The following is a 20,857-nucleotide window of genomic DNA, read 5'->3' as shown; positions in this document are numbered from 1 at the left end:
CCTTGATTGGAGCTTCAACATGATCGCAATGCATTACCGCTTGCCACTGCCTGCCGACTACGACATGGCCATCATCGACCGCCGCATCGCGGACAAGGGCCGTTTCACCGATGGGTTTCCGGGGCTGCTGTTCAAGGCCTACCTCAGCGCGCGCAAGGACGGCGCCGGCCGGGACAACGCCTATGCGCCCTTCTATGTCTGGAACACGGTCGAAGGCATGCACGCCTTCCTGAACGGGGCCGGCTTCGCCGCCCTGTCGGCGTCGTTCGGCAGGCCGGCGGTCGAGACCTGGCTGGTCTGGCAGGCACAACTCAGGCCCGGCTTTGCCCAGGCGCGCTTCGCCTCCGTCGCGCGGCAGGCGATCCCGCCCGGCACCGATCTCGAAGCGCTGCGCAAACGCGAAACCAGGCTGGCCATCGACGACGTCGAGGATGGCGGCGCGCTGGCGGCAGTGACCGGCTATGAGCCGGCCACCTGGACTCTGGTGCGCTTCCGGCTCTGGCAGGGCGAGCCGCCAGCCGGCGCCGATTCGTCCCTGCTCGTGTACACGGTCGGCCACGTATCGGAAGGGCATGCCCAGGCCGCCGACATCGAAGCGCCAAATCAGCAATGACACCTTGCGCGACCACGCCGAAAAAGAAGCAGTCCGTTCGAAGCGCATCTTGAGGCACGCGATCCGGAACGACCGGGTGCCGATCCCTGCGCTGGGTCTTGTAACCCGCTTTGCCTACGCCGGGCTGGCCGGGCAAGTGCTTCAGTATTGCAGATCGATGTCCGGACTGCTCTTCATTTTTCGAAGAGYAGTCCGGGACTCATCAGTTGAGTAGGCCCCGCCGCCGGCGTCAACTCTGAGTCTTTCCTTCCAATGTTTCCGCTTTAGGGGTATGCAGCTCCAGTAATTGCTGTTTTTTGTGCGTTTTTTGCCTGGCCGCATTATTTAGCCATTTGTGCATTTTTTCTCCGTATCGAGCTCTTTTTCGACTTTCCGAGCGCATTGCTTGCAAAACGGTCTCATCGACTGTCATCACGATAATTTGATCCGGATTGGAAGCTTGCTTCAACCTGAATTGCACCTGATCGTCCGTGGCGGAGATGAACTCGAAAGCATCGAAGTGGCGTATCACCCAGTTTTTAAGCGAAAACGGGGTAACATTTCTTTCCATTCCGCGTGTAATCAGCCCTGCACCGATCGCTCCACAATATGAGGGAACGAGGTTCTTTACTACACTAAGTATCTGCGCATTATCGAAGAAGGCGACACGCGGCTGGTAATCCATGACTGCAGGCAGAATCCATATTGCGGTGACAGCGGCAACAAGAATCAAGAATCCCCCTGTCAGAAATACAAGAAAAGCGACATCCAGGTTCGGCCTGTTATCGCGCGACTTGTTCATGACGACTGTCGCAATTGACGGGGAAATAGCTGCGAACAGAATCGAAATTCCTATCCCTGGATGAAAGGGCGGCAGGCATAACATCCCGAGCACGGTGACGATCGGTATTGCTCCCGACAGTGCGCCCAAAAATCCCAGTTGGAAAGACTCTTCATCAAAATCCTGGCCTAGAATGGCATCGCAGCAATAGGTTCCGCCGATCACCGCCCCCAGTACCAAAGGTATTACTTCAGCGATATGCCCCCATTGTCTTTGTTCTCCGACCTCCGCAGAGAAAAATGCCGAAGAAACGCAACCCAGAATAATGAGCACTGTTCCAGAAAGAAAATAGACGGCAGGCAAGCTTCCTGGCTTGACCCATCGCTCACGAAAGTAATGAGGGATATACCATACGGCAGCAAACGCGAATAAGAGCGCCACGGCCCAGAAGAGCACATGCTTCTTCCCCGGAGGCGTCATGAAAAATATTAGAGCAGAAATAACCGCCAATATCACCAAGAGAGCAAGCCAGCTCCGGATAATTTTATTCTTCAAGATCATTATTTAAGCGACGGAACAATTAATATGCGTCGGCAGCGATAATGCCTGGACTATAGCCGCGTACGTCCGCTATCGCCCCACCGTCATGCTTTTCTCATTTCACGAAATAACCAGAAACCTTCCAGCTTCCATCCCGCTCCCGCATCGGCACGACGGTCTCGATGGCGTTAGGCCGCTGCTCGAACTGCGTCTCGTACTGGATCAGCACATACTCGCCAGGCGGCGCACCGGGCAGCGAGTTCTTGAATTCCGATGACAAAAGCTTGCGCGACTTGGCCGCGCCGAACGGCTGCCTTGCCTGCTTGAGGGTGTCCGACCAGGCGGGTTTGGAGACGGCGGCCTGGAACGACGATGCGGCCTGGTCCCAGGTAGCGGCGCCATCGCCCGCATCGGCGAGCGCAAGCCAGCGGTCGGCAGCGTCGACCGCGCTTTTCACGGCGTCCGCTTGCTGGGCATGGACCATGGGAACTGCCAGTGCGGCAGCGAGAACGAAAAGCAGAGTACGCCGTTGCATATCAACTCCGGATAGTCGAGAAGATAACAGCGTGCTCTACCTGCGTTGCGATGTCAACCAGACAATAAATGGCCAGGCCGGCTCAAGCCGGATAGCGTACCTGGTCCAGCCACTCCAGCAAGGGAATGGTGGCCGGCAGCAGCGGACTGACGGAGTAGCCGCCCTGCCATGCGAAGGCCTGCCCTTCCAGGCTTTGCGGCTCGCCCGTCCACTCGCGGCTGATGTAGAAATACAAGCGCACGTGGGCGTGCTCGTAGACGTGTTCGACGCAGCACCAGGGTTCGGCGCTGACGACGTGTACGCCCAGCTCCTCGACGAATTCGCGCTGCAGGGCGTGGAAGATGTCCTCGCCCTGCTCGACTTTCCCGCCCGGGAATTCCCAGTAGCCGGCATAGGGCTTGCCTTCCGGACGCTGGCCGAGCAGCACGTCGCCGTTCTCGCGCATCAGGATGCCGACGGCGACGTCGATCGGTTTCTTGCCTGCTTCAGCCATCGGCCTGCCCCAGCTTGCCCGCGTAATCCTTGGCGAACTGCCAGGCCACCCGTCCCGAACGCGAGCCGCGACCCAGCGCCCAGCGCAGGGCATCGGCGCGTGCGGCCTCGATCTGCCCGGGGGTGCAGCCGAAGCTTTGCAGCCAGTGGCCGACGATGTCCAGGTAGTCGTCCTGCTTGAAGGGATAGAAGGACAGCCACAATCCGAAGCGTTCGGACAGCGAGATCTTTTCCTCGACCGTCTCGCCGGGATGCAGGTCGCCGTCGTCGCCATGGCTGTAGCCGGCGTTGTCCGACATTTTTTCCGGCATCAGGTGACGGCGGTTCGAGGTCGCGTAGATCAGCACATTGTCCGACTGCGCCGTGATGCTGCCGTCCAGCGCCACCTTCAGCGCCTTGTAACCGGCTTCGCCCTCCTCGAAACTGAGGTCGTCGCAGAAGATCACGAAACGCTCCGGACGGCCGGCCACGAGGTCGACGATGTCCGGCAGGTCGGCCAGGTCCGCCTTGTCGACTTCGATCAGGCGCAGGCCCTGGCCGGCAAAGCCGTTCAGGCAGGCCTTGATCAGCGACGATTTACCGGTGCCGCGTGCGCCGGTCAGCAGCACGTTGTTGGCCGGGCGCCGCGCGACGAACTGGCGGGTATTCTGTTCGATCTGCTCCTTCTGGCGGCCGACGTGCTGCAGGTCGTCCAGCCGGATGTTCGACGCGTGCAGCACCGGCTGCAGGTACTTCTGGCCGTTGGGGCCGGCGCCGGGCCGCTTGCGCCAGCGGAAGGCGAAGCTGCGCCCCCACTCCGGCTCGCGCGGCACGGCCGGGGGCAGCATCGCTTCCAACCTGGCCAGCAGGTTCTCGGCGCGATGCAGAAACTGGTCGAGCTGGTTCATGAAGAGCGAAACTCAGGAGCGATAGTCGGCGTTGATCGAGACGTAGTCGTGCGACAGGTCGCAGGTCCAGACCGTGGCATTGGCATCGCCGCGACCCAGTTCGACGCGCACCAGGATCTCGGCCTTCTTCATCACGCGCTGGCCGTCTTCTTCCTTGTACTCCGGGTTGCGGCCGCCGGCCTTCGCCACCAGCACGTCGTCCAGGTAGAGATCGAGCTTGGTGGTGTCCAGGTCGTCGACGCCGGCATAGCCGATCGCGGCCAGGATGCGCCCCAGGTTCGGGTCCGAGGCGAAGAAGGCGGTCTTCACCAGCGGCGAGTGGGCGATGGAATAAGCGATCTTGCGGCACTCTTCCATGTCGCGGCCCTGCTCCACCGAAATGGTCATGAACTTGGTCGCGCCTTCGCCGTCGCGGATGATCTGCTGGGCCAGGTGGGTCGAGATGCCGGTGACGGCGTCGCGCAGGGCGATGTAGTCGGGGCTGTCGGTCGAATCGATCACCAGCGAGCCGGTACCCGTCGCCATCAGGATGAAGGAGTCGTTGGTCGAGGTGTCGCCGTCGATGGTGATGCAGTTGAAGGAGCGATCGGCGGCGTAGCGCACCAGTTCGTCCAGCACGGGCTGGGCGACCTTGGCGTCGAAGGCCAGATAGCCCAGCATGGTCGCCATGTTCGGCTTGATCATGCCGGCGCCCTTGCTGATGCCGGTGAGCGTGACGGTGTGGCCGCCGATGGCCGTGGTGACCGAGGCCGCCTTCGGCTGGGTGTCGGTGGTCATGATGGCTTCGGCCGCGTTGAACCAGTTGTCCTGCTTCAGGTTCGCACAAGCGGCCGGCAGCGCGGCGACGATCTTCTGCACCGGCAGCTGTTCCAGGATCACGCCGGTCGAGAACGGCAGCACCTGCTGGGCGTCGATGCCGAGCAGGCGCGCCACTTCGTCGCAGGTGGCGCGGGCAGCAGCCAGGCCGGTCTCGCCGGTGCCGGCGTTGGCGTTGCCGGTGTTGACCACCAGCGCGCGGATCGGCTTGCCGCCATCGGCGACGGCCGCCAGGTTGGCCTTGCTCACCTGGACCGGGGCGGCGCAGAAGCGGTTCTTGGTGAACACGCCGGAGACGGTGGCGCCTTCGGCGAGTTTCATCAGCAGCACGTGTCGTTAATAATTGGAAACATAACAACGATCCGGCCCTCCCGTGAAAACTGTCCTCTCGTCCTCCCTGCTGGCGGCAGCGCTGCTGGCCGTCCCCGCGCTCGCCGCAGACCACCCGACCGTCGCCAAGGCCGCCGCCAGGCCCGCCCCGGGCCCGGTCGCGGACGCCCTGCAGTCCGCCCTGGGCGAGCTGCAGCTGGCCCAGGATCCGCGCCTGCCCCTGCCCGCCCAGCTGGACGGCATCGCGAGCGTGCGCTACACCCCGGAGACCGCTGCCAAGCTGCGCACGGTGTTCGGCAACGAGCAGCCCTTCACGGTCGAACGGCAGACGGCCAGGGCGGGCCGCCTGGCTTACCGGCTCGCGCTGCAGCCGCTGCACTACACGGGCCAGGACAATTCGCGCGTCGACTGGGACGCGGCCCTGCTCGATCTCGACATGGACAAGGCCGGCAAGACCGTCGGCTTCAAGGGCCATTGGACTACCCTGGCCGCCGAGGACCCGAACCTGCGCCTGAGCGCGGAAGGCATCACCGTGTCCGGGCAGCAGTCGCGCAGCCGCGACAAGCTCTGGTTCGGCAACGGCCAGGTGCGCATCGCCAGCGTGCGCGGCGTGGCCAAGCCCGGTGCCTCGATCATGACCATGGACGACGTGCGCGTGGGCTGGCGCAGCGTGGAGCGTCCGAAGTCGGTCGACATGCTGTTCCAGCAGCGGATCGGCGCCATCTCCGCCGCCGGCGAGAAGGTCGAGGACGTGCGCTTCGACATGCGCTTCGTGAACATCGACCGGGCCTCGATGGTGGCGCTGCAGGAGGCCGGCGAGCGCCGCCGCGAGCAGCTGAAGACGATGACGCCCGAGCAGCAGCTGGCGGCCATGAAGCCCTTGTTCCTCGACTTCGGCAAGGCCGCCATCGCGCGCGGCTCGGCCCTCGAGATCGACGAGATCAGCGCGCGCTTCCATGGCAACAAGGCCAGCATCCGCGGCCGCGTCGGCCTGCTCGGGGCGGTCGAGGCCGACCTGCAGGACATGAACACGCTGCTGAAGAAGATCGTGGCGCGCTTCGAGGTGCGGGTGCCGGTCGCGATGGTGCGCGACATCGCCGGCATCGTCGCCGCGCGCCAGGCGGCGCAGCAGGGCACGCCGCCGAATGGCATGAATGCCGCCGGCATGGGCCAGACCATCAGCGACGTCATCGTCGGCAAGCTGGTCGGCGGCGGTTTTGCGCGCGTCGAAAACGATGTGCTGGTCTCCACCATCGAATTCCGCGACGAGAAACTCACCGCCAACGGCAAGCCGGTCGAACTGGCGCCGCGCGTCAAGCCGATGGGTACGCCCCCGGTCGCGACGCAGCGCACCAACCTGCCGCCGAACGCGCTGCAGGCGCGCCGCATCGAGGACAGCTGCCGCCTGCCCGACTTCCCGGACGAGGTGATGGCCCAGGACAAGCAGATCCGCGCCGGCTTCGCCTGGCGCGTCGACGAACAGGGCAAGGTGGAGAACGTGCGCGTGACGGCGCCCAGCGGCTATCCGGGCTGGGACCGGTCGATGACCGAGGTGCTGGGCCAGTGCCGCTACATCCCTGCCCTGCAGGACGGCAAGCCGATCGGGCTGCAGATCGACTGGAACGTGGCGCGCACCGCGGGCGGACCGCGCTCCCCTTCTCCCTCGCCTTGAGTAAGATCCCTCCCACCATGCGGAGACTTCCATGACCGAAACCCAACGCAGCACCTTGAGCGCCTGTTTTTCGCTGGCGATCATCCTGTGCGCCCTGTTCGTGACCCAGCGCTTCGTGCTGCCGCTGCTGTGGGCCGCGATCCTGTGCATCGCCACCTGGCCGCTCTACCGGCGCGCGCTGCGCCTCACCGGCAATCGCGAGATCCTGTCCGCGGCCCTGGTCACGCTGCTCGCCGCGCTGGTCTTCATCACGCCGCTGGCGCTGGGCGTGATCCAGGCCGCGCACCAGGCGCCGGCGCTGGCCCAGCTGGTCGCCAAAACCAATACCGACGGCCTGGCGGCGCCCGAATGGCTGCTGCGGATCCCGATGGCCGGCGACGCCATCTATAACTGGTGGCAGGCCACCCTGGGCCAGCCGCACGGCCTGGCGCACCTGCTGCAGGACGGCTCGGTCGGCCGCATGCAGTCGGCCAGCGAAGTACTCAAGCGGGTCGGCAGCGGCGTCCTGCACCGGCTGATCGACGTCGCCTTCGCCTTCCTCTGCCTGTTCTTCTTCTACAAGGACGGCCATGCGCTGCAGAGCCAGACCCATGCCATCGGCGCCCACCTGATCGGCGCCCAGCGCTGGGCCCTGTATTCGCTGAAGGTGCCGACCGCGGTGCGCGCCACCGTCAACGGCCTGGTGCTGGTCGGCCTGGCCGAGGGCGTCCTGCTGGGCATCGGCTACCAGTTCGCCGGCGTGCCGTCGGCGGTGCTGTGGGCGGCCGCCACCTGCGTGCTGGCGATCATCCCCTTCGGCGCGCCGCTGGCCTTCGGCGCCGTCGCCGCCCTGCTGCTCTACCAGGGCAACGCGAGCGCCGCCGCCGCCATCGTCGCCCTCGGCGTGGTGGTGCTGTTCGTGGCCGACCACTTCGTGCGCCCGACCGTCATCGGCAACGCCACCAAGCTGCCCTTCCTCGCGGTCCTGCTGGGCATCCTCGGCGGGGTCGAGACCCTGGGCCTGATCGGCCTGTTCGTCGGCCCGGTGGTGATGACCCTGTTCGTCACCCTATGGCATGAAGAGAAGCGCTTCCGGCATGCGGGGACGCGGGATGCGGCCGGCTAGGCGGGATCCCGGGACCGCTCAGCCCTCGCTGCCCTTCACCGCGCGCAGTTCGCCGAACGGCGCCGGCGGCATGTGCATCATGAAGAAGCGGTCCACGTCCAGGCGCTCGCGCGCGGCCGCCTGCAGCAGCTCGCTCACCGCCTGCGGGCTGTTATAACCGGACGAGTCCTTCTGGAAGGGATCGCTGCCGTACAGCAGGCGGTGGCCGGGCAGCCAGGCCATCATCTGGCGCTCGGCGACGGCGCCGCGGATCGGATACAGCTCGATGCGGTTGGGTCCCGAGCCGATCACCGTCCTGCCGGCCACCAGGCGCAGGTCGGCCTTGCGCGGGGCCTGCTGCAGCGCGTCCGGATGGCCGGCATGGGAAGCCTCCAGGGTGCGCTTCACGATGGGGCTGGACAGGTCGAGGGCATACACCGGAATGCCGCGCGCGGCATATTCGCGGATGCCTGCCAGGTGCGGCCAGGAATCCGAGGTCGTCACCACGGCCTTGACCGGCTTGCCCGGATAGCGCGCCGCGGCCTCGGCCAGCACCTTGGACGAATAGGCGGACGAGAACGGCGCCTCGATCACGACCAGGCCGTCGCCCTGGTCGACGATGGCGACGTTCCAGACCGATTCGATCAGCAGCACGCCGGGCGCGATCTCGGTCTTCTTCGCGCCCAGCGGCGTCATGGCCGGGTCGCGCGGCGGCTGCTTCGGATCGAAACGCGCCGCCACCGCCTCGGGCACCGTCGTCAGCGCCGGATCGTAGGGCGCGTCCACCTTCAGCGAACGCAGCATCAGGGTGCGGTCGGGCATGCCGTTGACCTGGATGTCCCACTGCATCGGGTAGCGCAGCCCGCTCTTGTCCAGGCGCCAGAAGCCCCAGCTCGTGCGCTGCACCACGTCGCCGAGGTAGGCCGTGTAGCCGCCGCGCGCGGCCGGGCCGGCGTAGTCGAGCGCCGACGGCAGGTGGGTGTACTGGCTGAGATAGAGACGCGCGGGCGCACCGTCGAGCGTGAAGGCCACGACCTGGTGCGGCGCGCCGTGCACGACCTGGTCGGCCTCGCGGTGCGCGTCCTTCGCATCGAGGGCGGTGAGCAGTGCGCGTTCCGGGCTCAGGGCCAGCGCCTCGGCGGCCAGCTGCGGTTCCTGGCTGCCGCCCGGCATCTGGCGCTCGCCCCAGGCCTGCATCGCCACCCCGTTGGCCACCAGCGTCGTCTGCGTGTAGCTGCCGGCTGGCGGCACGCGTACCTGCAGCTGGCGGCGCAGCGCCTGACGCGCGTGGTCGTGCAGTTCGGAGAGCTCGTGGAATTCGACCAGGTAAGGGCCTTCGGGGCGCTCCGACTGCTCCAGCATGTTGCGGTAGCCCGCCGATTCGAAGGCGACTGTCTTCACGCCGCGCAGCAGCGCCTCGCCGCCCTGCGCCGCGAAGGCCTGCTTCAGGATGGCGCTGGCGGCCGGATCGGCGGCGAAGGCGGGAACGGCGGCGGCGATGGCGCAGGCGGCGGCCAGCGCGGTGACGGAGCGGTGTCTCATGGGCTTCCTGTTTTGTTCAGTATGTCGTGCAGCTTAACCCGGCGCCGGTCCGTCCACAACTGAACAAATTTCCATATGTATTTGATTCTTATGGCATTCCGGCGCGGTATCATTCACCGCTTGACCCTCACGCCACGTCAGGCTCCAGGATGGCGCCACGCTGAAGAAAGGAGATGTCCGCATGCTGAAAGTGGGAGAACTCGCCGCGCTTGCCAGGCTGACGGTACGCACGCTGCACCATTACGACAGCATCGGACTGCTCCAGCCTTCCGCGCGTTCCGATGCCGGCTACCGGCTCTACGACCGCAACGACGTGGCGCGCCTGCACCAGATCCAGGCCCTGCGTTCCTTCGGCATGAGCCTGGCCGACATCGGCCTTTACCTGGACAGTCCGGCGGGATCGCCGCTGGCGGTGATCGACCGCCAGCTGGCCACGCTCGACCGGCAGATGCTGGAAGCCGCGCGCATGCGCGAGCAGTTGCAGCGCCTGCGCGCCGAACTCGCAAGCGGCGGCCAGCCGGACCTGTCCACCTGGCTGGACTCACTGGAGCAGATGAGCATGTACGAAAAATACTTCACGCAGGACGAACTGGCCCGCCTTCCGATGTACCACGACGAGGCCATCAAGGCGCAATTCAAGCGCTTGACCGAAGAAGCGGAGGAGCTGATCCGCACGCAGGTAGCGCCGGATTCCGACACCGCCCGGGACTTCGGGCGGCGCTGGCTGGACGCCTTCGGGCGCGGCACCGGCGGCGACGCCGAACTGGCGGCGCGCGTCAACCTGATGGCCGAGCGCGAAAAAGGCTCGGTCAGCATGCCGGAGCACCTCATGCGCTACGTGATGGCGGTGATCGGCGAGCTGAAATACGCGATCTGGTCGCGCTACCTGGAGCCAAGCGTGATCGCGCGCATGCGCGGCCACTGGGCCCGCCGCGGCCACGAATGGGCGCCCCTGATCGGCCAGGTGCGCGAACAGATGCGCCGCGATCCGGATGCCGCGCAGCCGGCTTCCCGGGCGCTGGGGCGCCAGTGGATGGCGCTGTTCCACGATATGGTCGGTACCGACCCGGAGGCGGTGGCGGGTTTCCGCCGTGCGACCGAGGAAGAGCCGATGCTGCGCAAGGGGTCGGGGATCAGCGATGAGGCGGTGATCTGGTTGCGGAAGGGCTTGGCGGCTGGATGATAAAAAAGGCGCCCCGCTGGGCGCCTTTCTTTTTTCCGCAATCCTTCGATTACGCCAGCTTGCCGTGGCAAGCCTTGAACTTCTTGCCGCTGCCGCAAGGGCAAGGATCGTTGCGGCCGACCTTCATGCCCATGTAGGTGGTGGCCGGATCGTCGCTCACCGCGGTGGTGCCGGCGGTGACCGCCTGCGGCGCCATCAGTTCTTCCGGCGCGGCGGTCGGGTCGAAGTCGGCGTGCTGGTAGTTCACGTTCTCCAGGTGCGCCGCGGCCGCCTGCATCGCCGCCTCGGCCGCCTCGACTTCCTCGCGGGTCTGGATGCGGACCGTCATGATGGTGCGGATCACTTCGTTCTTGATCTGGTCCAGCATGGCGCCGAACAGCTCGAAGGCTTCGCGCTTGTATTCCTGCTTCGGGTTCTTCTGGGCGTAGCCGCGCAGGTGGATACCCTGGCGCAGGTGGTCCAGCGCCGCCAGGTGCTCGCGCCAGTGGGTGTCGATATTCTGCAGCATGACGTTGCGCTCGAAGCCGCCGAAGGCTTCCTTGCCGACGATCGCGACCTTGCTATTGTAGGATTCGTCGGCGGCGGCCAGCACGCGCTCGAGGATGTCGTCGTCGTTCAGGTTCGGCTCGTCTTCCAGCATCTGCGCCAGCGGCACCGGCAGCGCCCACTCGTCGTTCAGGACGCGGGTCAGCGACGGGATGTCCCACTGCTCTTCGACCGACTCGGCCGGCACGTAGGTGCGCACCACGTCGGTGAACACGCCCACGCGCAGGCTGGTGATCAGTTCCGACATGTCGGCCGACTCCAGCAGTTCGTTACGCTGGGTGTAGATCACCTTGCGCTGGTCGTTGGCGACGTCGTCGTACTCGAGCAGCTGCTTGCGGATGTCGAAGTTGCGGGCCTCGACCTTGCGCTGGGCCGACTCGATCGAGCGGGTCACGATGCCGGCCTCGATCGGTTCGCCTTCCGGCATCTTGAGGCGGTCCATGATCGCGCGCACGCGGTCGCCGGCGAAGATGCGCAGGAGCGGATCGTCGAGCGACAGGTAGAAGCGCGAGGAGCCCGGATCGCCCTGGCGGCCCGAACGGCCGCGCAGCTGGTTGTCGACGCGGCGGGATTCGTGGCGCTCGGTACCGATGATGTGCAGGCCGCCCTGCGCCACCACGTGGTCGTGCAGCGACTGCCATTCGTCGCGCATCTTTTGCGACTGTTCGGCCTTCTGTTCCGGCGACAGCGACTCGTCGGCCTCGATGAACTGGATCTGCTTCTCGACGTTACCACCGAGGACGATGTCGGTACCGCGGCCCGCCATGTTGGTGGCGATGGTGATCATCTGCGGACGGCCGGCCTGGGCGATGATTTCCGCTTCGCGGGCGTGCTGCTTCGCGTTCAGCACGTTGTGCGGCAGCTTGGCCTGGGTCAGGATCCCGGACAGCAGTTCCGAGTTCTCGATCGAGGTGGTGCCGACCAGCACCGGCTGGCCGCGCTCGTGGCAGTCGCGGATGTCGACCACCATCGCGTTGTACTTTTCCTCGGCCGATTTATACACCTGGTCCTGGCGGTCCTTGCGCTGCGACGGCTTGTTCGGCGGGATCACCACGGTCTCGAGACCGTAGATTTCCTGGAATTCGTAGGCTTCCGTGTCGGCGGTACCGGTCATGCCGGACAGCTTGGTGTACATGCGGAAGTAGTTCTGGAAGGTGATCGAGGCCAGGGTCTGGTTCTCGTTCTGGATGCGCACGCCTTCCTTGGCTTCGACGGCCTGGTGCAGGCCGTCGGACCAGCGGCGGCCCGTCATCAGGCGGCCGGTGAATTCGTCGACGATCACCACTTCGTTGTTCTGCACCACGTAGTGCTGGTCCTTGTGGTACAGGACGTGCGCGCGCAGGGCGGCGTACAGGTGGTGGATCAGGGTGATGTTGGYGGCGTCGTACAGCGAGGCGCCTTCCGGCAGCAGGCCCATCTTGGTCAGGATGGCTTCGGCCTTCTCGTGGCCGGCCTCGGTCAGCAGCACGGTGTGCGCCTTCTCGTCCTTGGTGTAGTCGCCCGGGACTTCGACCGTGCCCTTGCCGTCGGGGGTCTCTTCGCCGATCTGCAGGGTCAGCATCGGCGGGACTTCATTGATCTTGTGGTACAGGTCGGTGTGGTTCTCGGCCTGGCCGGAAATGATCAGCGGCGTACGGGCCTCGTCGATCAGGATCGAGTCCACCTCGTCGACCACGGCGAAGTTCAGGCCGCGCTGCACGCGTTCGCGCGCATCGTAGACCATGTTGTCGCGCAGGTAGTCGAAGCCGTATTCGTTGTTGGTGCCGTAGGTGATGTCGGAACCGTAGGCCTTCTGCTTGCTGTCGTGATCCATCTGCGACAGGTTGATGCCGGTGGTCAGGCCGAGCCAGCCGTACAGGCGGCCCATCTGCTCGGCGTCGCGCTGCGCCAGGTAATCGTTGACGGTCACCACGTGCACGCCCTTGCCGGACAGCGCATTCAGGTAGACCGGCAGGGTTGCCATCAGGGTTTTACCTTCGCCGGTGCCCATCTCGGCGATCTTGCCATAGTGCAGGACCATGCCGCCGATCAGCTGCACGTCGAAGTGGCGCATCTTCATCACACGCTTGGCGGCTTCGCGGCAGACGGCAAACGCTTCCGGCAGGATGTCGTCGAGCGAAGCGCCGCCGGCGATCCGCTCCTTGAATTCGGGGGTCTTGGCCTGGAGTTCGRCATCCGACAGCTTTTCCATCTGCGGCTCGAGCGCATTGATGTCGCGCACGGTTTTTTGGTATTGCTTGAGCAGTCGCTGGTTACGGCTGCCGAAAATCTTGGTCAGGAATGACATGCTGTGTTCTTAAAAAGTACGCCGCGAAAAAGCCATGGATGATATCAAAATAATATCCGCCGACGACCGCCTATGGCAAAAAGCCACCGATTTTATCATGCGATCCGGCCACACTTGGGGATGAACGGGCGCATCACAAGTGCAGGCGGACAAAGAATGTTATCAAATTGCACTCGAAAGCACGTTTACCGTACGTTTCTTTATGAGCACGGCCTGGCTGTGGTATGTTCCGCCCATGCAGTCACCCAAGCCTCCCTATCATATCTACGGCACCAAGGTTCGCCGCACGTCGATCGAGGCGACCGACTTCCTGCGCCGCAACGACCGCATGGCCGCCCTGCTGCCGGCTGCCACCCGCATGGCCAGCCYGCAAAAAGAGGTGCGCCTGATCCTGCCGCCGATGTACGCCAACTGCGAAGCGCTGGCGATCCAGGATGGCGTGCTGACCCTGGCCGTGCCCTCCTCGGCCGTGGCCGCCAAGCTCAAGCAGCAGGCGCCCAAGCTGCAGGCGGCACTGCAGAAGAAGGGCTGGCAGGTGGACTCGGTGCGGATCAAGATCCAGGTGGGACGCGCGCTGCCGGCTGAACCGGAGGGTTTGAAGCCGTCCTCGCTGGAACTGCCGCCGACGGCGGTGCAGGCCTTCGAGGAGCTGGGGGATGCCTTGCCGGAATCGCCGCAGAACGCGCAGTTGATTGCGGCGATCAGGCGGCTGGCGGAGAGGCGCAAGAATAAATAGCGGTCACGAAGACCGTCGTTCCCGCGGAGGCGGGAACCCGAGTTTGCTAGCGTACTGGTGGCTTATAACGGTAGTGGAACGCACCGAACTTGGGTCCCCGCCTGCGCGGGGACGACGTTGTTCGGGGCTTCAGGTTAAAGCCCACTCCCGCTCCATCTGCGCTCCATACGACACCGGCGCCCGCTCCTGCTGGTCGAAGGTGACGATCTCGTAGGCTTCCGGATGCGCCAGCAGTTCGCGCAGCAGCAGGTTGTTCAGGCCGTGGCCGGATTTGTGGGCTTCGTAGCTGGCCAGCAGCGGGTGGCCGACCAGGTAGAGGTCGCCGATCGCGTCGAGGATCTTGTGGCGCACGAACTCGTCTTCGTAGCGCAGGCCGTCGGCGTTCAGGATCCGGTACTCGTCCATCACGATCGCGTTTTCCAGCGAACCGCCGCGGGCCAGACCCATGCCGCGCAGGCTTTCGACGTCCTGCATGAAGCCGAAGGTGCGGGCGCGCGCCACGTCGTGCACGTAGGAGACCTTGCCGAAATCGACCTCGGCGCGCTGCATGGTGCCGTCGACGGCCGGGTGGTTGAATTCGATGAAGAAGTCGAGCCTGAATCCGTCGAAAGGCGTGAGGCGGGCCCACTTCTCGTTGTTGCCGCTGCCCTGGCGCACTTCGACCGGCTCCAGCACGCGGATGAATTTCTTGGCCGAGGCCTGCTCCTGCACGCCGGCCTGCTGCAGCAGGAAGACGAAGGACGAGGCCGAGCCGTCCATGATCGGGATCTCTTCGGCGGTGACGTCGACGTACAGGTTGTCGATGCCGAGGCCGGCGCAGGCCGACATCAGGTGCTCGACGGTCGAGACGCGCGCATTGTCCTTGCTGAGGACCGAGGCCATGCGGGTGTCGCCGACGATTTCCGCGTTCGACGGAAACTCGACCACGGGGTCGAGATCCACGCGGCGGAACACGATGCCGGTGTCGACGGCAGCCGGGCGCAGGGTCAGCTCGACCTTGGTGCCCGAGTGCAGGCCGACGCCTGTCGTGCGCACCAGCTGTTTGATTGTTCTTTGTTTGAGCATCGTTCGATTATATAGGAGGCCCTGTTTCTTCGCCCTGGCCTCCCTCGGCCGGTGGCAGGAACACCACGTTTTCAGGGATGTTCCCCCTCCGCATGGGTGGATTCGTGGCGGATCAGGTACAGGYCGCTGCCGATGATGATTGCCGCACCGATGAGGGTGTATTGATCGGGCAAGGTTTGCCACAACACCCAGTCGATCCCGATGCCGCAAGCCAGGGCCGTGTACTCGAAGGGCGCGACCACCGAGGCTTCGCCATGGCTGAAGGCTTCGGTGATCGCCAGCTGGGCCAGGAAACCGCTGAGCGCCAGGCCGCCCAGCAGCGGCAGGTGGCGCACCTCGACCGGGGTCCAGGAAGGCGCGGCCAGCGCAGTGGCGCCGAGGGCCATCAGCAGCATCAGCCAGAACACCATCTGCTCGCTGCTGTCGCTGCGCGCCAGCACCCGGCCGGTCACCGCCGACACCGCGTAGAACACGGCCGCCAGCAGGATCGCCAGTCCGCCCAGCGTGAGGAAGCCCTCGCCGCTGGGCCGCAGTACCACCAGCACGCCGGCCATGCCGACCGCGATCGCCAGCCAGCGCGCAGCGTTCACRCGCTCCTTCAGCACGAACACGGACAGCGCCGTGATCAGGATCGGGCCGATGAAGAAGATCGTATAGGCCTCCGCCAGCGACAGTCCCCTCACCCCGTAGGCGAACAGGGCCAGCATGAAGATGCCGATCAGCGCGCGCAGCAGGTGCAGCGGCCAGCGGACTTGCAGCATCGTGCGAAAGCCGCCGCGCCATGCCACCCAGGCGCACACCAGCGGCAGCGACGACAGGGAACGCAGGGACGCCACCTGCATCGCCGGGAATTCGGCGGACAGCAGCTTCATGATCGTGTCCATGACCGAGAACATCAGCACCGCCGCCAGCATCGCGCGGATGCTGCGCAGGTTGCCGCTCAATCTGCTGCCTTGCGCCGTGGTGCTCGGATTCACAGGTGCTTCTCCATGAAGACCGACAGCGGGTCGGGCTGATAATCGCCGAAGGGGCCGCAGGGCGCGAAGCCGAAGCGTTCGTACAGGGCGATGGCGTCTGGCTGGTGGATGCCGGTCTCCAGCTTCAGCACGCGCAGGCCGGACATGGCGGCGAACATCGCGATGTGTTCCATCAGCTTGCGGCCGGTGCCGAGGCCGCGCCTGGCTTCGTCGACGAACATGCGCTTGATCTCGCCATAGCCTTCGTCTTCGCCCTCGGCATCGCGCCGGACCAGGGCGGCGCAGCCGCTAGCTGCGCCGTCGACGCCGCGCGCGACCAGGAACAGGACGTCGCCGCGCATCAGCGAGGCGATGTCCATCAGGTGGTTGCTCTCGGATGGATAGAGGGAGGCGCAGTAGGCGTCGAGGCGCGCCAGCATGTCGCGCACTTCCGGCTGGTCGGGGGATTCGGTATTGATGATCATGGTGATAAAAAACGGCGCCGCAGCGCCGTTCGTCAGCGTAGCGGGATGATTAGCCGATCTGTTCCAGCAGCTTCTCGGCCGACGAGACTGCGAAGCCGCCGCCGTTCTCGAGGTTCAGCTGCTTGACCACGCCGTCCTCGACCAGCATCGAGTAGCGCTGGCTGCGCACGCCCAGGCCCTTGGCGCTYAGGTCGAACTCCAGGCCCAGCGCCTTGGTGAAGGTGCCGCTGCCGTCGGCCATCATGCGGACGATGCCGGTGGCTTTCTGGTCGCGGCCCCAGGCGCCCATCACGAAGGCGTCGTTGACCGACACGCACCAGATCTCGTCCACGCCCTTGGCTTTCAGCTGGTCGGCCAGCTGGATGTAGCCCGGCAGGTGCTGGGCCGAGCAGGTCGGGGTATAGGCGCCCGGCAGGCCGAAGATGGCGATGGTCTTGCCCTTCACGAGGTCCGCGACGTTGAAGGTATTCGGGCCGAGCGAGCAGCCTTCGGTTTCGGTTTCGATGAATTCCGACAGGGTCGCTTCCGGCAGGCGGTCGCCGATCTGGATGGTCATATCAGGTACTCCATGTTGTGATTATCAGAACCCGCAAGTATGCCTGATCTGGCGAAATTCGGGGTCAGAGCACTTTATTCCAACCATTCGGGGTCAGAGCACTTTTCTGAACAATGTCCCGCAGATCAGTTTTTATCGGACGCCCTGATGGCTTTTGCTTGGCGGCGGAACGATCGGCCATCGGAAACCGGCCAAGTTATGCGCGACAAAGCAATTGCCCATAAAAGTGCTCTGACCCCGAATTTGTTGGGAAATGTGCTCTGACCCCGAATTTTGGGCAAAACAAAAGGCCAGTACCGCTTGGTCGGTACTGGCCCTTGCATCATGGAGTTTTGGCTTGCTTAGTCGGCTTGCTTGCGCAGGAAGGCCGGGATGTCGTAGGTTTCGACACCGTTGTTCTGCATCGCGCGGACCTGCTCGGAGGCCTGTTCGCGGCGCCACACGGCAGGCTGCTTCATGCCTTCCATGTGGCCGGCGCCGGCGATCGAGCCCATGCCCATGCCGCCAGTGGCCATGGTCGGTGCGCCGGACATGACCGGGGCGCCGTAGGTGCCGGTACGCAGGACCTGCTGCGGCTGCACCAGCGAGATGCTGGCCTTGTTCTTGCCCAGGCCGGTCGCGACCACGGTCACGCGCAGTTCGTCGCCCATGGCGTCGTCGTAGGCGATACCCTGGGCGATGGCGGCGTCCGGAGCGGCGAAGGCGCGCACCGCGGCCATCACTTCCTTGATTTCCTTACCCTTCAGGTTGCGCGACGCGGTGACGTTCACCAGCACGCCCTTGGCGCCCGACAGGTCGATACCGTCCAGCAGCGGCGAAGCCACGGCCTGTTCGGCGGCGATGCGCGCGCGGTCCACGCCCGATGCGGTCGCGGTACCCATCATGGCCTTGCCCTGCTCGCTCATGATGGTCTTGACGTCGTTGAAGTCGACGTTGATGTGGCCCGGCACGTTGATGATCTCGGCGATACCGGCGACGGCGTTGTTCAGCACGTCGTCGGCATGCTTCATCCAGTCCAGCATGCAGTCGTCTTCGTAGATGTCTTCCAGCTTCTCGTTCAGGATCACGATCAGCGAGTCGACGTGCTTGGTCAGTTCTTCCAGGCCGGCTTCGGCCACGTCCATGCACTTCTGGCCTTCGTAGGAGAAGGGCTTGGAAACCACGGCGACGGTCAGGGCGCCCAGGTTCTTGGCCACCTCAGCCACGATCGGGGCGGCGCCGGTGCCGGTGCCGCCGCCCATGCCGGCAGCGATGAAGACCATGTGCGCGCCGCGCAGCGAGTCTTCGATGCGCGCGCGCGACTGCTCGGCCAGCTGGCGGCCGACTTCCGGACGCATGCCTGCGCCCAGGCCGGAATCGCCGATCTGGATGATGTTGTGCGCGCCCGAAGCGGCCAGCGCCTGCGCGTCGGTGTTTGCGGCGATGAACTCCACACCGGAAACACCCTTGTTGATCATGTGCTGCACCGCATTACCACCCGCGCCGCCAACACCGACAACCTTGATGACGGTGCCCAGTGATGCGTTATCGACCATATCAAACTCCATGATGAACTCCTAATCTCTCAAAGTGCCGTTTCCAAGCTCGAACCCTCACAGAAAGGCTGTCAAAACTCGAGATTGGAAACACGCGTCTATTTTAAAAATAATTTACGAACGTTACCAAGCAAAACCGTTACCACTTGTTACGAAAACCGTTAGAAGTTCCCTAAAAACCACTCTTTCATCCGCTGCCATACCGCTTTCACCGATCCATCCTGACGCGTGACGATGTGCCCGCGCAGATACTGCTTCTTCGCCTCCAGCAAAAGACCGAGGACCGTGGCGTAACGCGGGCTGCGCACCACGTCGGCCAACTGGCCGCGATACTCCGGCGTGCCGAGGCGCGCCGGCTTCAGGAAGATGTCTTCGGCCATCTCGATCATGCCCGGCATGATCGAGGAGCCGCCGGTCAGCACGATGCCCGACGACAGCACGCCTTCGTAGCCGGACTCGCGCACCACCTGGTGCACCATCGCGAACAGCTCCTCGACGCGCGGCTCGATCACGGCGGCCAGCGCCTGGCGCGACAGCGAACGCGGACCGCGGTCGCCCAGGCCCGGCACTTCCAGGGTCTCGCCCGGATCGGCCAGCACCTGCTTGGCCACGCCGTAGCGGATCTTGATCTCTTCCGCTTCGCCGGTCGGGGTACGCAGGGCCATCGCGATGTCGCTGGTGATCTGGTCGCCGGCGATCGGGATCACGGCCGTGTGGCGGATCGCGCCGTCGCTGAACACGGCGATGTCGGTGGTGCCGCCGCCGATGTCGATCAGGACCACGCCGAGTTCCTTCTCGTCGTTGGTCAGCACGGAATCGGCGGACGCCATCGGCTGCAGGATCAGGTCGGAGACCTCGAGTCCGCAACGGCGCACGCACTTTACAATATTCTGTACCGCGGACACCGCACCTGTAACAATGTGCACGCGCACTTCCAGGCGGATGCCGCTCATGCCGATCGGCTCGCGCACGTCTTCCTGGTTGTCGACGATGAATTCCTGCGGCACCGTATGCAGCAACTGCTGGTCGGTCGGAATGTTGACCGCCTTCGCCGTCTCGATCACGCGCGCCACGTCGGTCGCGGTGACTTCCTTGTCCTTGATCGCCACCATGCCGCTCGAGTTGAACGAACGGATATGGCTGCCGGCGATGCCCGCATACACGTTGCGGATCTTGCAGTCGGCCATCAGCTCGGCTTCTTCGAGGGCGCGCTGGATCGATTCGACGGTCGCTTCGATGTTGACGACAACGCCCTTCTTCAAACCTTTCGACTCGTGCTGGCCGAGTCCAATTACTTCATGGCGCCCATCGGCCATCACCTCGGCCACCACCGCCACCACCTTCGAGGTGCCGATGTCGAGGCCGACGATCAGGTTCTTTGCGTCTTTTGTCATGTTTGCTGTCGCCTGCTTGATTAAGTTTGCTTTGTTGTTTTGTTGCTTGCTTTTTTCTTTGCCGCCTTGACCGGCTTGGTCGCATCAAGCGGCACGCTCAATGCCGCCGACGACAGCGCCAGCCCGTTCGGATAGCGCATGTCGATCGTGTCGATGCGTCCCTCCTGCAGGCGCGCGGTGAGCTGCGGGTAGATGCTCACCAGGCGCTGCACGCGGGCCTTCATGCCATCCTTGCCCAGCTCGCGGCCGAGCTCCACGCTCATGCCGTTGTCCAGTCGGACGGTCCAGGCGTAGCGCTTCGACAGGCTGAGCGAAGCCGGCACCAGGCGGATCGGCGCGAACAGGCCGCGCAGTTCGGCAAAGCGGGCCAGCACTTCCTTCTCGCTGCCGGGAGGACCATCGAAAGCAGGCAGCTCGTGGTCCTCGTCGGCTTCGGCCAGGTTGGCGGTGAAGACGTCGCCTTTGACGGAGAGCAGGCGTCCGTCCTCGCCCCAGGTACCGAGCGCTTCGTGCTCCTCGACCTGGACGATCAGCTGGTTCGGCCACTCGCGGCGCACGCTGGCCTTGCGGACCCAGGGCACGGCCTCGAAGGTGGCGCGCACCTGTTCCAGGTCGGAAGTGAAGAAATTCCCCTTGATCTTGCCCAGCACGCCATTGCGCACCGTGAGTTCGTTCACGTGCTGCAGGTCCAGGCCGTACATGCTTTCGACACGCACCGCACGCAGGGTGAACATCGGGCGCTGCGACAGCCACCAGACGCCCGACGCGATACAGGCGAGCGCCACCAGCGCGGTAATCGCGCCGGAGGTTGCGTTCAGGGCTCGCGCGTCATGCCACATCTTG

Annotated in this window: 18 protein-coding genes and 1 pseudogene; 5 read left to right on the top strand and 14 right to left on the bottom strand. The window is 64.8% G+C overall.

All coding sequences use genetic code 11. The features are described from left to right. The first annotated feature begins 19 nt into the window (after positions 1 to 19). Positions 20 to 613 carry a DUF4865 family protein gene (locus AC1DIX_RS12885; protein ID WP_477324728.1) on the top strand — a complete coding sequence of 198 codons (594 nt, stop codon included), beginning with the start codon at positions 20 to 22 and terminating at the stop codon, positions 611 to 613. Between the two features lie 229 nt (positions 614 to 842). Here the strand turns inward: AC1DIX_RS12885 and AC1DIX_RS12880 are convergent, their stop codons facing one another. The 5 genes and pseudogenes from AC1DIX_RS12880 to argJ form a co-directional block, all read right to left on the bottom strand. After that, complete coding sequence (locus AC1DIX_RS12880; protein ID WP_477324726.1) at positions 843 to 1,928, bottom strand: hypothetical protein; 1,086 nt, start codon at positions 1,926 to 1,928, stop codon at positions 843 to 845. Between the two features lie 100 nt (positions 1,929 to 2,028). Then, positions 2,029 to 2,397, bottom strand: coding sequence for a DUF4019 domain-containing protein (locus AC1DIX_RS12875; RefSeq protein WP_477324724.1), 369 nt, complete (start codon positions 2,395 to 2,397; stop codon positions 2,029 to 2,031). 133 nt (positions 2,398 to 2,530) lie between these two features. Continuing rightward, positions 2,531 to 2,941, bottom strand: a complete 411-nt coding sequence (locus AC1DIX_RS12870; RefSeq protein ID WP_442122232.1) for an NUDIX domain-containing protein — start codon at positions 2,939 to 2,941, stop codon at positions 2,531 to 2,533. Further along, on the bottom strand, positions 2,934 to 3,827 hold the full coding sequence (locus tag AC1DIX_RS12865) for an ATP-binding protein (protein ID WP_477324722.1): 894 nt from the start codon (positions 3,825 to 3,827) through the stop codon (positions 2,934 to 2,936). The genes AC1DIX_RS12870 and AC1DIX_RS12865 overlap by 8 nt, the downstream gene beginning before the upstream one ends. 12 nt (positions 3,828 to 3,839) lie before the next feature. Beyond that, positions 3,840 to 4,979: pseudogene (gene argJ / locus AC1DIX_RS12860) on the bottom strand (bifunctional glutamate N-acetyltransferase/amino-acid acetyltransferase ArgJ); the annotation flags it as partial. 37 nt (positions 4,980 to 5,016) lie between these two features. Between argJ and AC1DIX_RS12855 the strand changes: the two are divergent. Next, positions 5,017 to 6,645 carry a DUF945 family protein gene (locus tag AC1DIX_RS12855; RefSeq protein WP_477324720.1) on the top strand — a complete coding sequence of 543 codons (1,629 nt, stop codon included), beginning with the start codon at positions 5,017 to 5,019 and terminating at the stop codon, positions 6,643 to 6,645. Between the two features lie 31 nt (positions 6,646 to 6,676). Further along, positions 6,677 to 7,750: an AI-2E family transporter gene (locus tag AC1DIX_RS12850; protein ID WP_477324718.1), complete on the top strand. Its 1,074-nt coding sequence runs from the start codon at positions 6,677 to 6,679 to the stop codon at positions 7,748 to 7,750. A gap of 18 nt (positions 7,751 to 7,768) precedes the next feature. Here the strand turns inward: AC1DIX_RS12850 and AC1DIX_RS12845 are convergent, their stop codons facing one another. Next, on the bottom strand, positions 7,769 to 9,271 hold the full coding sequence (locus AC1DIX_RS12845) for an MBL fold metallo-hydrolase (RefSeq protein ID WP_477324716.1): 1,503 nt from the start codon (positions 9,269 to 9,271) through the stop codon (positions 7,769 to 7,771). Positions 9,272 to 9,452: 181 nt separating this feature from the next. Between AC1DIX_RS12845 and AC1DIX_RS12840 the strand changes: the two genes are divergently transcribed. Next, positions 9,453 to 10,454 carry a MerR family transcriptional regulator gene (locus tag AC1DIX_RS12840; RefSeq protein ID WP_477324714.1) on the top strand — a complete coding sequence of 334 codons (1,002 nt, stop codon included), beginning with the start codon at positions 9,453 to 9,455 and terminating at the stop codon, positions 10,452 to 10,454. 49 nt (positions 10,455 to 10,503) lie between these two features. On the opposite strand, the gene secA is transcribed toward AC1DIX_RS12840, so the two are convergent. After that, complete coding sequence (gene secA, locus AC1DIX_RS12835) at positions 10,504 to 13,287, bottom strand: preprotein translocase subunit SecA (RefSeq protein ID WP_477324712.1); 2,784 nt, start codon at positions 13,285 to 13,287, stop codon at positions 10,504 to 10,506. A gap of 235 nt (positions 13,288 to 13,522) precedes the next feature. Here secA and AC1DIX_RS12830 point away from each other — a divergent pair, with 235 nt between their 5' ends. Further along, positions 13,523 to 14,023 carry a DciA family protein gene (locus tag AC1DIX_RS12830; protein WP_477324710.1) on the top strand — a complete coding sequence of 167 codons (501 nt, stop codon included), beginning with the start codon at positions 13,523 to 13,525 and terminating at the stop codon, positions 14,021 to 14,023. Positions 14,024 to 14,152: 129 nt separating this feature from the next. Here the strand turns inward: AC1DIX_RS12830 and lpxC are convergent, their stop codons facing one another. The 7 genes from lpxC to AC1DIX_RS12795 all read right to left on the bottom strand — a co-directional run bounded on the left by lpxC (position 14,153) and on the right by AC1DIX_RS12795 (position 20,853). Continuing rightward, positions 14,153 to 15,088 carry a UDP-3-O-acyl-N-acetylglucosamine deacetylase gene (gene lpxC, locus AC1DIX_RS12825; protein WP_442122223.1) on the bottom strand — a complete coding sequence of 312 codons (936 nt, stop codon included), beginning with the start codon at positions 15,086 to 15,088 and terminating at the stop codon, positions 14,153 to 14,155. 71 nt (positions 15,089 to 15,159) lie between these two features. Continuing rightward, on the bottom strand, positions 15,160 to 16,002 hold the full coding sequence (locus AC1DIX_RS12820) for a DMT family transporter (protein WP_477324927.1): 843 nt from the start codon (positions 16,000 to 16,002) through the stop codon (positions 15,160 to 15,162). 59 nt (positions 16,003 to 16,061) lie between these two features. Then, entirely contained in the window at positions 16,062 to 16,529 is a 468-nt protein-coding gene (locus tag AC1DIX_RS12815; protein WP_477324708.1) for a GNAT family N-acetyltransferase, read from the bottom strand. 49 nt (positions 16,530 to 16,578) lie between these two features. Continuing rightward, positions 16,579 to 17,085, bottom strand: a complete 507-nt coding sequence (locus AC1DIX_RS12810; RefSeq protein ID WP_442122221.1) for a peroxiredoxin — start codon at positions 17,083 to 17,085, stop codon at positions 16,579 to 16,581. A 341-nt stretch (positions 17,086 to 17,426) separates the two neighbouring features. Then, positions 17,427 to 18,632 carry a cell division protein FtsZ gene (gene ftsZ / locus AC1DIX_RS12805; RefSeq protein WP_442122220.1) on the bottom strand — a complete coding sequence of 402 codons (1,206 nt, stop codon included), beginning with the start codon at positions 18,630 to 18,632 and terminating at the stop codon, positions 17,427 to 17,429. A 149-nt stretch (positions 18,633 to 18,781) separates the two neighbouring features. Continuing rightward, positions 18,782 to 20,014: a cell division protein FtsA gene (ftsA, locus tag AC1DIX_RS12800; protein WP_052233471.1), complete on the bottom strand. Its 1,233-nt coding sequence runs from the start codon at positions 20,012 to 20,014 to the stop codon at positions 18,782 to 18,784. 20 nt (positions 20,015 to 20,034) lie between these two features. Beyond that, positions 20,035 to 20,853: a cell division protein FtsQ/DivIB gene (locus AC1DIX_RS12795; protein WP_442122219.1), complete on the bottom strand. Its 819-nt coding sequence runs from the start codon at positions 20,851 to 20,853 to the stop codon at positions 20,035 to 20,037. Positions 20,854 to 20,857 lie beyond the last annotated feature (4 nt).

The organism is Massilia sp. 05N420 (assembly GCF_056397205.1).
The sequence above is the reverse complement of the archived record's forward strand: the minus strand, read 5'-3'. Positions and strand labels throughout refer to the sequence as shown.